The 13156-nt window shown below is 39.8% G+C and carries 16 protein-coding genes; 5 read left to right on the top strand and 11 right to left on the bottom strand.

The annotated features are described in order from the left end of the window. The first annotated feature begins 7 nt into the window (after positions 1 to 7). Entirely contained in the window at positions 8 to 1033 is a 1026-nt protein-coding gene (locus FNH22_RS12605; RefSeq protein ID WP_143398743.1) for an RluA family pseudouridine synthase, read from the top strand. A 53-nt stretch (positions 1034 to 1086) separates the two neighbouring features. On the opposite strand, the gene FNH22_RS12600 is transcribed toward FNH22_RS12605, so the two are convergent. From FNH22_RS12600 to FNH22_RS12560, 9 genes are all read right to left on the bottom strand, one after another. Beyond that, positions 1087 to 1287 carry a hypothetical protein gene (locus FNH22_RS12600; protein WP_143398742.1) on the bottom strand — a complete coding sequence of 67 codons (201 nt, stop codon included), beginning with the start codon at positions 1285 to 1287 and terminating at the stop codon, positions 1087 to 1089. Positions 1288 to 1490: 203 nt separating this feature from the next. Continuing rightward, the gene (locus FNH22_RS12595; RefSeq protein WP_143398741.1) at positions 1491 to 2486 is read right to left on the bottom strand and encodes a patatin-like phospholipase family protein; all 996 of its coding nucleotides are present in this window, start codon (positions 2484 to 2486) and stop codon (positions 1491 to 1493) included. Continuing rightward, entirely contained in the window at positions 2486 to 2728 is a 243-nt protein-coding gene (locus tag FNH22_RS12590) for a hypothetical protein (RefSeq protein ID WP_143398740.1), read from the bottom strand. The genes FNH22_RS12595 and FNH22_RS12590 overlap by 1 nt, the downstream gene beginning before the upstream one ends. 6 nt (positions 2729 to 2734) lie before the next feature. Beyond that, positions 2735 to 3766, bottom strand: coding sequence for a hypothetical protein (locus tag FNH22_RS12585; protein WP_143398739.1), 1032 nt, complete (start codon positions 3764 to 3766; stop codon positions 2735 to 2737). A gap of 342 nt (positions 3767 to 4108) precedes the next feature. Beyond that, positions 4109 to 4561 carry a PleD family two-component system response regulator gene (locus tag FNH22_RS12580; protein ID WP_143398738.1) on the bottom strand — a complete coding sequence of 151 codons (453 nt, stop codon included), beginning with the start codon at positions 4559 to 4561 and terminating at the stop codon, positions 4109 to 4111. A 182-nt stretch (positions 4562 to 4743) separates the two neighbouring features. After that, the gene (locus FNH22_RS12575) at positions 4744 to 5400 is read right to left on the bottom strand and encodes a response regulator transcription factor (RefSeq protein WP_143398737.1); all 657 of its coding nucleotides are present in this window, start codon (positions 5398 to 5400) and stop codon (positions 4744 to 4746) included. Continuing rightward, positions 5372 to 6181, bottom strand: a complete 810-nt coding sequence (locus tag FNH22_RS12570; RefSeq protein WP_143398736.1) for a sensor histidine kinase — start codon at positions 6179 to 6181, stop codon at positions 5372 to 5374. Before FNH22_RS12570 ends, FNH22_RS12575 begins: the two co-directional genes overlap by 29 nt. Further along, positions 6171 to 6830 (bottom strand): hypothetical protein, encoded by a 660-nt coding sequence (locus tag FNH22_RS12565; protein WP_143398735.1) that lies wholly within the window; start codon positions 6828 to 6830, stop codon positions 6171 to 6173. The genes FNH22_RS12570 and FNH22_RS12565 overlap by 11 nt, the downstream gene beginning before the upstream one ends. Positions 6831 to 6916: 86 nt before the next feature. Beyond that, positions 6917 to 7252: a hypothetical protein gene (locus tag FNH22_RS12560; protein ID WP_143398734.1), complete on the bottom strand. Its 336-nt coding sequence runs from the start codon at positions 7250 to 7252 to the stop codon at positions 6917 to 6919. A 141-nt stretch (positions 7253 to 7393) separates the two neighbouring features. On the opposite strand from FNH22_RS12560, the gene FNH22_RS12555 reads away from it, so the two are divergent. Genes FNH22_RS12555 through FNH22_RS12545 form a run of 3 tightly spaced genes read left to right on the top strand, consistent with a single transcriptional unit; the run spans position 7394 to position 10442 of the window. Then, the gene (locus FNH22_RS12555; protein WP_370513181.1) at positions 7394 to 8383 is read left to right on the top strand and encodes a LysR substrate-binding domain-containing protein; all 990 of its coding nucleotides are present in this window, start codon (positions 7394 to 7396) and stop codon (positions 8381 to 8383) included. A 58-nt stretch (positions 8384 to 8441) separates the two neighbouring features. Further along, positions 8442 to 9572: a PLP-dependent aspartate aminotransferase family protein gene (locus tag FNH22_RS12550; RefSeq protein ID WP_143398732.1), complete on the top strand. Its 1131-nt coding sequence runs from the start codon at positions 8442 to 8444 to the stop codon at positions 9570 to 9572. 3 nt (positions 9573 to 9575) lie between these two features. Next, complete coding sequence (locus tag FNH22_RS12545) at positions 9576 to 10442, top strand: fructosamine kinase family protein (RefSeq protein ID WP_143398731.1); 867 nt, start codon at positions 9576 to 9578, stop codon at positions 10440 to 10442. Between the two features lie 27 nt (positions 10443 to 10469). Here FNH22_RS12545 and FNH22_RS12540 read toward each other — a convergent pair whose 3' ends face one another. Continuing rightward, a complete protein-coding gene (locus FNH22_RS12540; RefSeq protein WP_185154205.1) occupies positions 10470 to 11858 on the bottom strand; it encodes a S41 family peptidase in 1389 nt (462 codons plus the stop codon). A 47-nt stretch (positions 11859 to 11905) separates the two neighbouring features. Further along, positions 11906 to 12508: a hypothetical protein gene (locus tag FNH22_RS32010; protein WP_185154204.1), complete on the bottom strand. Its 603-nt coding sequence runs from the start codon at positions 12506 to 12508 to the stop codon at positions 11906 to 11908. Between the two features lie 354 nt (positions 12509 to 12862). Between FNH22_RS32010 and FNH22_RS12535 the strand changes: the two genes are divergently transcribed. Beyond that, complete coding sequence (locus FNH22_RS12535; protein WP_143398729.1) at positions 12863 to 13114, top strand: DUF3253 domain-containing protein; 252 nt, start codon at positions 12863 to 12865, stop codon at positions 13112 to 13114. Positions 13115 to 13156 lie beyond the last annotated feature (42 nt).

The following is a 13156-nucleotide window of genomic DNA, read 5'->3' as shown; positions in this document are numbered from 1 at the left end:
ACTATCCATGTCATTAAAAGACTTTGAAGAAGAAGATGATTCGCTTTATGAACATCATCAGATTATCGCTGATCCCAACCAGACCTTGATCCGTATTGACAAGTTTTTGATGGACCGCCTGCCGAATACTACACGTACCAAAATTCAGTCAGGCATAAAAGATGGATTTGTACAAGTGAATGATAAGGAGGTAAAACCAAATTATAAGGTCCATCCGGGCGATAGGATCATCATTGCCCTGCCTGAACCACCCCGTGATACAGAAGTAGTACCTGAAAATATCCCCTTAAACATTGTTTTTGAGGATGAACATTTGCTTGTGGTCAATAAAGAAGCCGGAATGGTGGTACATCCGGCTTACCAAAATTGGACGGGCACCCTGGTAAATGCGCTCACTTATCATTTTCAAAACTTACCGGAAATGGAGGGAAATGACGGGAGGCCGGGACTGGTCCATCGCATCGATAAAGACACTTCCGGTCTGCTGGTAATCGCCAAAAGTGAGCTTGCCATGACGGGACTGGCCAAACAGTTTTTTGACCATTCTATTGAAAGAACTTATTATGCTCTGGTATGGGGTATACCTGAACCTGAAAAGGGCACTATAACTATAAATTTAGGGCGCAGCCCGAAAGACAGGCGAGTAACAATGGCCTTTGAAGATGATTCCATTGGCAGACATGCCATAACTCACTATGAAACCATTCAAGACTTGCGATATGTAGCTTTGGTAAAATGTAACCTGGAAACAGGGCGGACGCATCAGATCCGTGCACATATGAAATATCTTGGACATCCTCTTTTTAATGATGCCACTTACGGTGGCGACAGGATTTTGAAAGGCACCCAGTTTTCCAAATTCAAAAGTTTTGTGGACAATTGCTTCAGAATCATTCCAAGACAAGCGTTACATGCCAAGTCGTTAGGGTTTATCCACCCTGTTACAAAAAAGAGAATGCAGTTCTCTTCAGAACTTCCTGAGGATATGAGGGAAGTCCTGGAAAAATGGGAAAATTATGTGCAATATACTTAGTGGTCTCTTTCAGACGACAGTAAGTATATTTGTCATCAATTCAAGATTGGAAATTAAGCTGTCACCAGCTTCTTATTGTCATCCAACGCTTGATTGATCTGGATCATGGCCTGCTTCTTAAAGTCTTGATAAGTCATGTCCAATTGTTCATTGTACAAAAGCTCCTTAATATAGCCCAGTACATTCTCCATGTCTCCATCGTTCATCGAATCCAACGATTGAACGATGGCTTGTTTTTTAATGATAGTGTTCATGATTGTAGTGGTTGTTACCAAAAATAACGGATCATACCAGCATTAGTTCATGTATTAAGGAATAGTAAAGATTTAACAACATAGAGATAAACCGTAAAATCCTTATGCGAACTACCAGATTTACAGGTAGAACTGCGTTTAGGCACAATTATATATTCGTTAGATTATGGATTGTTCCAAGGTTATCATAACTCACAGCCCGGTCAGTAAGACCCGGGAAAGTTACGTCTCACTTCTTTGTACTTTTCCCAGTCAAATTCATCGAGAAATTTGACCGCCTCTTCGGCTCCTTTCAAAAACAGTCTTACTTGCTCGTTAACAGGCATCTGAAAATCAAGCCAATTGAAGTCTTTATCAGCATTTACACGGCATATAAGTTGGCGATAATCAGGATTTTTCATTAAAAAATCATAATCGTGTATTTGCCTCATAGTACTGATCATTGCACCACTAAAGCCAAATAGGCTATCTGTACTATTAAACTCTTCGCGGTAGGTACTCAACCGGACTCCGAAAGTGGGCATCCTGGGAACACCCCCATCCTGGCGATGAAATACATCAATAGGAAAGTTACTGAGCATTCCACCATCTACAAAACTGACCGAGGCCGGTACCGGCCCGAAATATTTCGCATTCTCATTCCAAAGCGGGTGTTTTTCCTTTCCTGCATCAGGAATGTTGGTTACTTTGAACGGTTCAAAGAAGAAAGGGATGGACATAGAAGCACGAACCAGTTTAGCGGGACTCTCGCTTTTAAAATCATTCCAATACAATGAGGCCATCCTGGGAAATTCCACTTTGGTATTCGTGGTAATATCTGAGGTTACAATTGCCAAGTCAGGAAATAGATCATCTATTAATGCTCCCGTTGTAACATCTTTAAGGCCCGAAGGAGCTTGCATTCTTAACTCCATTAAGTCCCCGATAGTATCAATGCCTTGCTTGTTAAGTTCACGGGTGATCCACCGTTCAAAGTCCGTTCCCGGGTTGATTCCAAGTTTATTTTTTAGCGTTTTATAGATCTTAAAAGCATTAACGAATACACTCCAACCAAGCCCTTTTTTCTTTTTAATAGCTTTCTGTATAAGTTTTTTAATGGCTTTATCCCCATCCACTATGTCAAACAGATCTTTCTTACTCAGAATGTCTAAAATTTTTTCAGATTTAGCCTCTTCAATTTTCCCTAAGGCTGCCATCATCAATGTATTAATTGCTCCTGCCGATGTTCCTGCCAGGCTAAAAAACGTATACCTGTTGATTCCAGAATATACGTGTATCCGGCTAATGCTATTCCTAAAACGCCCCCACCTTCTTGCACCAAGTCTACAAACTGATGTCCGGCAGCATCTTCAACATCGGAAAATCGTTTTCCGGAAGCCTTAATTTCCTGGGCTTTATCCCTGAATAATTTTAACTGAGGTGCATTTAAGAATTTTTCCATCCGTATTTATATTGAGCTTTTTGGCATTTCTTTGTCCACAGGCTTTTGACCTGTACTTCTGAGGCTGGCGACCCTGTTCAAAAGGTCATACCAGAAGGGGGCTCCTAAAGAAATGGCTAACGCCGTTATTAGCCACCCAAAAACTCCCTGAAAAGAAATTTGTGACCAGATGCTTTCGATCTTTTCACCAAGTGACGTTTTGTGCTGAATCTTTTCACCAGCTACCAATACTGATTTAGTTTGCGGAATGTCCCACCCCAAACCAAGTATGCTTTGTGATTGAGCAATTTGATTTGTGAATAGGCTGTCTACACGTTGCTCTAATTGACCTATTCTTTGCCTATTCTGATTATTTGACAATGAATCCAGGCTGTAGTCAGTTATAGCCGTTTGAGCTGAGTCTTCCGAAAGTAGCGCCAACTGGAGCTCTGCCATTTTAACCAGTTCAGCCCTGGCCAACGGGTCATTGTTAAGTTTATGCACAATTTGAAAGGTATCAGCATCCATCACCATGCTAATGAGAAAGCCGATGATGAAAAGAAAAAGATGAGCTTTCCTTTTATACCAACCTGACGCACGTTGCATAACGTCGTTATACCAGCTTTTTAGCTGTTCTCTCAAGTCCTCCAGATTTTCGCCTGCTTCAGTAATTAGCGCCATGAGCCATTGCCGGGTATTTCCTTCAGGTAAGGCCTCAACTCCTTTTTTAATGCTTCCAATATTTTGCTTCGTGCTATTGTCTCCATTAAGTATAAACAATAACACTTCAGCGAAACGACGGTCTGTCAGATAAGACGGTAACGTATTGTTAGAACTACAAAATTTCCTGAATGATGGACTTTGAAGAAATTTACTTACCAGTATATCTGTTTCTTTACCGTTATCGGATAACAGGTTCACAATCCCTTTCTTCAGATTTTTACCTCTTGAATACAACCAGCGCATCACAAGTTCATTAATAGCACTTGCGAACAGGCTTAAAATCAGATATATGAAAACAAGGCCTATTACAATGTCGAGTACATTGGAGTTCAGCATTACCGGGGATTATGTTTGTAGGAAAATTAACCAAATAATCTTTAGTTTTTAGCCATTACTCATGATCATTTCGTAGCAATCCACTACTGTACTGGCCTGTTACTTGTTCAGAGATTCTTCTGTTTCAGTATATACTGCAGCTGTTTAGCACTGTCATTGAGAAACCAGAAAAGAAGTCTAAATACGCTTTCAGATTCTCATGGCTTTGGTCTCTGAAGATCACAACATTCATGTATCCTGTCCTGTCATCTACTTTTTCCAAATCCGTAGCCAAGAATGTGCAAATAAATTAAAGTTTTTACGCTTAAATAACGAGTGATTGGCAATAAAACAATTCTTTGTTTAAACGTAACGCTGATTAGCACTCACGTTCATGAAACATTCCTCATAAGGAACAGGGCTCCGGTCAGCCGAGGTCACGAGATGGGCCTTGCGGAGTCCCCGTTTCACACCATAAATAATCGAATTATCCACGTAAGGCTTAATTAAAAAAGCTCTTGACGAAAGCTTCTTAGCCTCTTCTATAAGTACAAGGTCCAGTTCATGGTGAAGAAATATCAATGGCGTCTCGCTTATCTCTTCGTCATTTCGAATATTCTTACCCAATGTAAGACCATCGATAAGTTTTAATTCGATTTCACAAATGACCAAATCCGGTTTCAGATATCTTGCTGCCTGCAAACCGCTAAGACCATCATTTGTATAAATAAGATCAAATTCGAAGTTCGAAAGTATGCCGTGCATACGTTTCCTATCTCTATCGTCTTGATGTACTATTAGAATTGTGGGTTTCATCTCAAGCCAACATTTAAATTCTTACTCCACGAATTTAGTAGCTAGCCTGATCAGGTTTTAAGGGATTACCCCGATAGAAAACTCAGATTTTCAATTAACTTGTTGATTATAAGTATATTACAAATATAAATGCAGCAAAACATTAGGTGAATTCACCTACAGAATTGAGGGAAATCCACTAATCATGTAATAAGGCCCGTTTCGTACCCGTATTTTACCAGTCCTATAGAATTACGCGAGCCTACTTTATCCATCATACGGGCTTTATGGTTTTCAATCGTCTTTTCGCTCAGGAATAACTTTTCTCCGATCTCTTTATTTGTTAACTCCCGGCTTATGAGTATGAGAATTTCCTTTTCACGATCACTCAAGACCGCCTGATTTTGGAAAACTGGCCTGCTATCAACTTTTTTTCTGCTTCTGGTCACATTACGTAATGCAGCGCTAACGATCTCATTTTGGTAAAAATCCTTTTCGATCACTGACTCAATAGCCTGCTCTACTTCTTCAGGCTCAGCATTTTTGAGCAGAAAGGCATGAGCACCGGCTTCTATCATATAGAAGATATGGTTTTGTGAATCATGCATAGACAAGACGATGATTTTAATATTATCATATTTTGCCAATATCTTTTCAGTAGCCTCCACACCATCCATTATTGGCATCTCCAGGTCCATTAAAATTGCATGCGGCCTTTTATCAGACACCAGATCGAGCAGTTCCTGACCGTTGCTTGCTTCACGAACTTCTGCTACATTCTTAAAGCTACGTACCAGGCGGCTCATCCCTTTTCTAAATAAGGTTTGATCGTCAGCTATGTATACTGTCCACTTGTTCATTTTTTATGGTGATTTTGTACGTTGTCCCTATTCCCGCCTCACTTTTCACATCCATAGTACCTTTCAACATTTTTACACGGTTTTCGATATTATACAATCCAACCCCCTTGTTGATATCACTCTTAACCGCTTCTATATTGAAACCTTTACCATCATCATCAATGGTAAGATCAAAATAGCCCTCACTCCTTATTATTATGTTGATGTTTTTTGCTTGTGCATGTTTTAAAGCATTATTCACAATTTCCTGGACCACCCTATAAACCGGGAGTTCATCTTTTCTCTCTAATAAGGGCTTAATACCGTAATCATTAAAAATTACATTGACCTGAGTTGAACTAACCTTATCACAAAACTCTCTCAACGCCTCTGACAGGCCAAACTTTTCCAGGGAAGCCGGAAGAAGATCTTTAGATATTCTTCTTACAGTATCAATTGCATCATCGATCATATCTTTTGCTTCGCTAACAGATTCCAAAGCGTCATTGTTTAACTTTGATTTTTTAAGAAAATTCAAACTCAGTTTGGTGGCTGAGAGCATAGCACCTACGCCATCATGAAGCTCCGAAGCCAGCCGCTTTCTTTCTTTTTCCTGCGATTCCAGTGTAGCCTGTAATAACCGGCTTTGGTATTCCGATTCCAGTGTTTGTCGCTCCATTTTGATTTGAAGCATGCGCTTTTGGTAGTACACTACGAAAGAAATAATGGCAATGGACAGAAACAACGTTACCGAAGTCCCTATCACAAGAATTATTACCAAATTCAATACCTCATCTGTCATAATTCAATGAAATTTGGCCTTTTGCCAGTTTTATTGCCTTCCAAAAACCTACCCCAATTAATATGTTTTTAATTACGCCCAATAGGTTATGAAACATATAAGAAACAATAGCGGAAGTTTCGTGGAGTTTACCCAATGGTTCGAAAAGCAAAAAAAGGAAAAGCGATCCTGAAAAGTAAAGAAGGAAAGCTGAATTCATCCAAAAAACAGGAAGGTTAGTAAGTATACCAACACTCATCTCCCTTATTATTTTCAGAAACCAAAGAGTAGAAAGTATACTGAATAAAATGCTGCTTGTTATTCTTAGCGGTGTGGCATCAACAGATGTAAACGTAATCACAGCAACAGGTATCAAGAGCTGACTCAACCATTTCAGTTTATTTGGAAAATTTTTTCCAAATACCAGAAAATAAAATTCTACTAATAAAACAAATTCAGCCACACGATATATCAAACCTGTGTAGGGTATATATGATTTCAGAAAATAGAAGGGAACAGCGAATGTCACATCTGAAATAACCGAAATGCAAAGCATCCATTTTATTAGTAGCAATTCTTTGTTAGAATATTTGGTACTTATCAGGAAGGATAAAAATGCCATCAATGTCATAAAATCTGCCATTCGATAATACCAATATTCTATACTCATAAACGAAGATAGATTGCCAGGTACAAAAAAAATACCTATTGCAATTATAACTTAAGCAATAGGTACTTCATGCAAGCTATGCGAAACTATAATTGGTCTTCAAGAAAATCAGGGCATGCAGGAGGACAATCTCTTCCATCATTTAGAATTTGATGCTGTGGCCCCTTTCCTTCTTCTTGCGGTAATATATTGTTCTGATCTGCCTTAGCTCCGACAAGTACCAATTTTCTTTTACCATCGTCGTCCAAACCATAGTAAATGCGTATCCCTACGCATTCGGGTTCATCCAACAATTCCCTCAATCTTTCACAGCCGTAAAAATGTGCTTTGACTGCCCCTTTATTTTCATCCTGATAACGCTTTGTCCATCTTTTTGCTTGCTCGAGAGTGATGGGTCTCCCTTCTGTTCCATTGAAAGCCATAGTGACAAAATTTGTAATGTAATTGATAATTGTAAAACTTGTTGAATATAAGGAATACGAAGGTTATATCGTATTATAAATTTTTATAAATTATAGCACTAATCAAGGATTAAATCATTTTGTCGGGTTTTTTATTTATGGATGCAATGTCCTTTCACACTATCTATCAATTGTTTAATTTCCCACGGGGAAATCAGGATGACTTTAATACAGTTTGAATATATAGTGGCCGTTGATAATTACCGGCATTTTGGCAGAGCAGCAGAAAGTTGTTTTGTCACTCAACCTACGTTAAGTATGCAAATTCAAAAATTTGAAGAGCAACTGGGTGTGGTGATCTTTGATAGAAACAAACAACCCGTAGTTCCTACGGACATTGGAAAGCGGATCATTACTCAGGCCCGCCTGGCATTAAATGAAGCCAAACGCGTGAATGAGATTGTAAATGACGAAAAAGATGGGTTGAACGGAGAACTAAGCATCGGTATTATACCGACATTATCACCCTATTTACTTCCCCTGTTTATTCATGGGTTTATGGAGAAATATCCAAAAGTAAATGTGAGGGTAGAGGAATTGCTCACTGACCAGGTGGTAAACAAACTGAGTAATGAACAGCTGGATGTTGGAATAATTGTCACACCTTACAAAGAAGCTGGAATGACAAGTATTCCGTTGTTTTATGAGCACTTCTACGCATATGTAAATCATCGTGAAAAGCTGTACAATATGCCGGCATTACGTTTAGAAGACATTCCCAACAATGAGTTGTGGCTGTTAAATGAAGGACATTGTTTCCGTGAACAGGTACTTCAGGTTTGTCACATGTATGGCGAACATAATGGCCGCTTTAAATATGAAAGTGGCTCCCTGGAGGCATTAAAGAAGATAGTTGATAAACATGGCGGGTTAACACTGCTTCCGGAGCTGGCAACATTAGACTTCGATAAAAGCAGTCAAAGCCGACTTAAAAAGTTCATTGACCCACAACCCGTACGGGAGGTAAGCCTGTTTATCAAGAAGAGCTTTTTAAAGCAAAAACTGATAGAGGCGCTGCACAAAGAGATCCTGGAGGCCATTCCTGATTATATCAGCATTCACAAAAATGGTGAAGTAGTGAAGTGGAAGTAAATTCATACCACGCTTATGCTATAAGCTCCTGCAAGTTAGAAGCTAAGTTAAAAACGAGATGAATAGTAAAAAAACACAATGTATACATAGTGGGACGCTCAAAGATGATGTACATCAGGGAACGGTATCACCGATCTATACCTCTACAGCATACGACTATGTAAATGTAGATATCAATGCTTACCCTCGCTACTTTAATACCCCTAACCAACAGGCCGTAAAAAATAAGATCAGCGCACTGGAGAATGCAGAAGACGGCTTGGTTTTTAGTTCTGGCATGGCCGCTATTACAACGGTACTATTCAGCCTGTTAAAAAAAGGAGATCATGCTATATTCCAAAATGACCTGTACGGAGGAACACATTATACTATTACCACACAAATGGAACGTTTTGGTATAGAATATACATTTGTGGACAGCATGGACTGGAAGGATTATGAGCCCGCCATTAAAGCCAGTACCAAGTTAATTTATGTTGAAACTCCTTCAAACCCTTTACTCAAGATCATAGACCTGAAAGCTCTGACAAATATGGCCCGGTCAAAAAAAATTATCACTCTTATTGACAATACGTTTGCATCTCCTATCAATCAAAACCCAATTGATCAGGGTGTTGATATCGTTATGCACAGCGGAACAAAGTACTTGGGAGGACATAGTGACATTTGTTGTGGTGCGGCGTTGGCCAGCAGATCTTTGGTAGAAGGCATTTGGGACTCAGCCATTAAAATGGGCGGCAGTCTGGATGCTCAATCGTGTTATCTATTGGAACGCAGCCTTAAAACACTTGCTTTACGTGTAAACCAACAAAATCAAAACGCTCAACAGATCAGTGAATTTTTATCGGGCCATGAAAAGATATCGAATGTCTATTATCCGGGTTTAACTAATCATCCCGGCCATGATATTGCCAAGGCCCAAATGTCTGGTTTTGGTGGTATGTTGTCCTTCGAAATCCGAACTGATCCTAATGCCTTTGTAAAGAAGTTAGAGTTGATAAAGTCAGCTATGAGCCTTGGAGGTGTAGAATCAACCATTACCTGTCCTGCTCAAACTTCTCATTCCAAGATAAGTGCTGAGGAGAGATTGAAAGTAGGGATCTCTGACGGATTATTACGTGTTTCCGCTGGTATCGAAGATACTGATGACCTGATTGCTGACCTGGAGCAAGCTCTCACTATGATCTAACCCATGGATATCCCGGAAGAAATAAAAAAGTTCTGTATCCGAGAATTGGGAGAGCTACAGTCCTTTAGATCTGCTTCAGGAGGTTGTATTAATAACGGTGGACGACTGGAAACTCATTCAGGTCATGTATTCCTCAAGTGGAATTCAGCCACCCGATTTCCTGACATGTTCACAAAAGAAGCAAAAGGTTTACGTTTGATGCAGGGACCACAGTGTATAACTGTTCCTCAAGTGATCGCTACTTATGAGGGTGAACAGCATTCCTGCTTGATATTGGAGTTTTTGGAAAGTTCTGTTCCTGTAAAAACGTACTGGGAAGACCTGGCCATTGGGCTGGCTGGTATTCATAAAATGTCAGCTGATCATTATGGGTTAGACCATTCCAATTATATGGGTTCTCTGGTACAGGACAATGCATATCATAAAAACTGGATAGATTTTTTTATTCGATGCCGTTTACAGCCTCAGTTAAAACTGGCCGTTGATCATGGCAAAATGCAAAATGATCATATCAGGCTTTTTGAAAAGTTGTTTCAGCAATTGGATGTATTATTGGTAACAGAACCTCCCGCATTGATCCACGGGGACCTATGGAACGGAAATATAATGACCGATAATGCTGGTAAGCCTGCTTTAATTGATCCGGCTGTTGCCTATGCTCATCGTGAAATGGACCTCGCCCTAATGCAACTCTTTGGTAAACCACCCCTTAGTTTTTACCAGGCATATAATGAAACATATCCACTCGTTCCTGATTGGGAAGGCCGGATGGATTTATACAATCTCTACGCTCTGTTAGTGCATGTCAACCTTTTTGGTGGAGGGTATTTAATACAATGTATGCAGATCGTAAAGCACTATGTCAGTTAAGACAAGAGCGTACTCAAAGTAAACTTATTATCTAATGACTAATTCCTGCCTAACCGGATTCAATTCTTTCGTAGACATCAAATAATCAACGTCAATGTCACTTTTAGCGGAGCTTTTTCTACCGCCTAACTGCCCCTCAATTTCGGCTAACGCAGCCGAAAGCAAAGGCTCTTCTACATCCCCTAATTGCCGCAGAGGAAACTGAAAATCTGTGACCTGGAACTCCGGGCCCGGCACAAAACCGTCAGCGTAATCTGACTGCCCCAGACTGTTCGCGATTTGAAAAACAATAGGTAACAACCCATAGTTATTGTCCGGGTTTTCCGTATCCTCTATCGGTATTGAGCCTACATTCTTACCTACCGTGGTACCTCCGATGATAATCACATTCAAAAATGGAATTAACCCATTGATCATCAGCTCACTGGCGCTGGCTGTGCCAGGCCCTACCAGTACGAAAATACGCTGTGAGGTAAGGTTGTCACCAATGTTCTCTGTTTTTTCAAGAAAATTACCTCGAAGAGAGCTCTCAAACTTTGGATCGTTTTCAAACTCCTGCTGCAGCAAATCATTCCATCGGTTCAAGAAAAATACCGTTTCGCTGGTAACGCCAGGAGCAATAAGGCTTGCAAAGTTAGTAGCTGAAGCTACTGATCCACCGCTGTTATACCTCAAATCCAATATCAATTCATCTATATTTGCTGCTTTGAAGCCGGCAAATATCTGGTCCATTTCATCACGATACTGTGTAGAACTTCCTACTCCCTGGGAAAAAAAGTTATATACATAATAACCCACCTTCTTTCCATTCTGTGTAGTATAAGTAGTGTCAAGAAAATTAGGATTCTCTGAAAGCTGAATAACAGAGATATCCTGTTGAAAAGATTCATTTTGATTAGTATCAAAATTGAATCGTTCATAATCAATGGTATGATTCTGAGAAATATTTTGTAAAACCGACCTGAAATTGTTCGTATTCATGGCCTGACCACTTATTCTACGTATTATATCGCCTCTCTGCAAGCCAGCTGATTGGGCCGGGCTATTCTCCTTTATATAAGTAATGGCCCCTACTACGTTATTGGTACCATTCTCTCTTACCACCGCCAGTTCATAGCCTGCTTCCATCACCACACCATCCAGCTGATTAGTAAGCTCATTAAAATCTGCAAATATTGCTGAAAAGCGATCTTGTGAAGAAAGTAATGAAGTGAAGAAGTTGCCGGGGTCTTGAGACAGGTTAGGGTTGGCAGGAATTTCATCTGTCCAAAAATAGACCTCCTCCATCACACTGAGTATCCATTGGTTCACCTGTTCGGTCTCACTAGTAGCCGAACCCTCATCATCTCCACAAGAACTTATAAATAAAATAGTCGACAGTACAAGTAAAAAGAGCCTGTGATTCAGTTGCATCATAATCTCATCATTTCCCGGGTTAACGTAAATTACGTCAAAAATGTATCTTAAATAATAACGATTCCTTCTTCTTGTCGTCCATAAGACGCATTTACTCCTTTGTGATGACGTAAGCCACTGCACCAGGCCAATACAGCATCTGCCTGATGCCAACTGGTTAATGCAGGGCATGTTATGTGCATTTTTTCTTCAATTTCTTTAGCAAAAGCATCCAAATCTTTTTTATAAAAAGCACCTGCTGAAATACTTTTTACAAGTCCGGCCGGATAAATTTCAAATACTTTAATGTCAATCTGCTCTAATGTAAATTTTAGTCGCATCGCCCTGGCCGTAAGGCCACCTAAAAACATTGGAGACATAGCTCCCAGCATTTTGTCAGATTCCCGGTAGAAATAATCCTGACCAGGACGGCTATATACCATAGGAAGGCTGAGCGGCGCATCAAGATAGATTGTCTCAGGACATAACTGTTGCACTTTATGCAGTATAAAACCATCTGCATCCCTATCTTTCTCAGACTGCTCTACACGTAGCCCTCCTTTCTCCTCCCAGCACAAAGCCGTAGTACCTGCCTTTCTTGCACCGTAATCAATCCCTATAAACACATTACTACTGTTTGTTACATCGTTCACTACACTATTTCTCCTCACTCTAATTTAACTTCCATTTCTGTGGTCAACGAAAGGGGTATTATACAAATGGGCCTAGTTATGTGATAAAACCATTCTTTGTACATCACATGTGACTAACAAAATTAATCTCGCCGGTGTTCAATGTCTAGTATAATAATGATAGGAAAATGTTGATCGTATCATAGAAATGGCGTGTTAAGATCGCACTTGTTTCAACGCAATTCCTAAGGTTATAAAGATTAATCAACAACCGAGGCAAGTAACTTTATGTTAAGGCCGGCTGTTTTAGCGTAAGAACGCGTTTTTCTCAGACAATATTTACTCCTAAGAGAACCTGTTTATAAACTTCTTTGTTTATTCGATTGATACAAGATGATAGAAGCAAGCAAAATAAAAGAAGTTATTTTATCTCTAGCCATTGAAAGGGGTAAAGATAAGAGTTTTAGCCTTTCTGAAGTAGCTCGCCAGCTTTCTCCTGAACACTGGAAAGAGCAAATGGATTTAGTAAAATTAGTGGCACAGGAAATGGTGATTTCCGGGCATATTATTAATGCCCAGTCCTGTCAATCTTTCCCGCACATTTATCAAGCTGAAGAATCAATCCATCTTAAATTAAATACCTGAAGAGAATGATATGGGCTGAAAGAGATGGTGCACTATTGAATT

Origin of the sequence: Fulvivirga sp. M361 (assembly GCF_007097395.1) — a bacterium.
Lineage (GTDB): Bacteria > Bacteroidota > Bacteroidia > Cytophagales > Cyclobacteriaceae > Fulvivirga.
The sequence above is the reverse complement of the archived record's forward strand: the minus strand, read 5'-3'. Positions and strand labels throughout refer to the sequence as shown.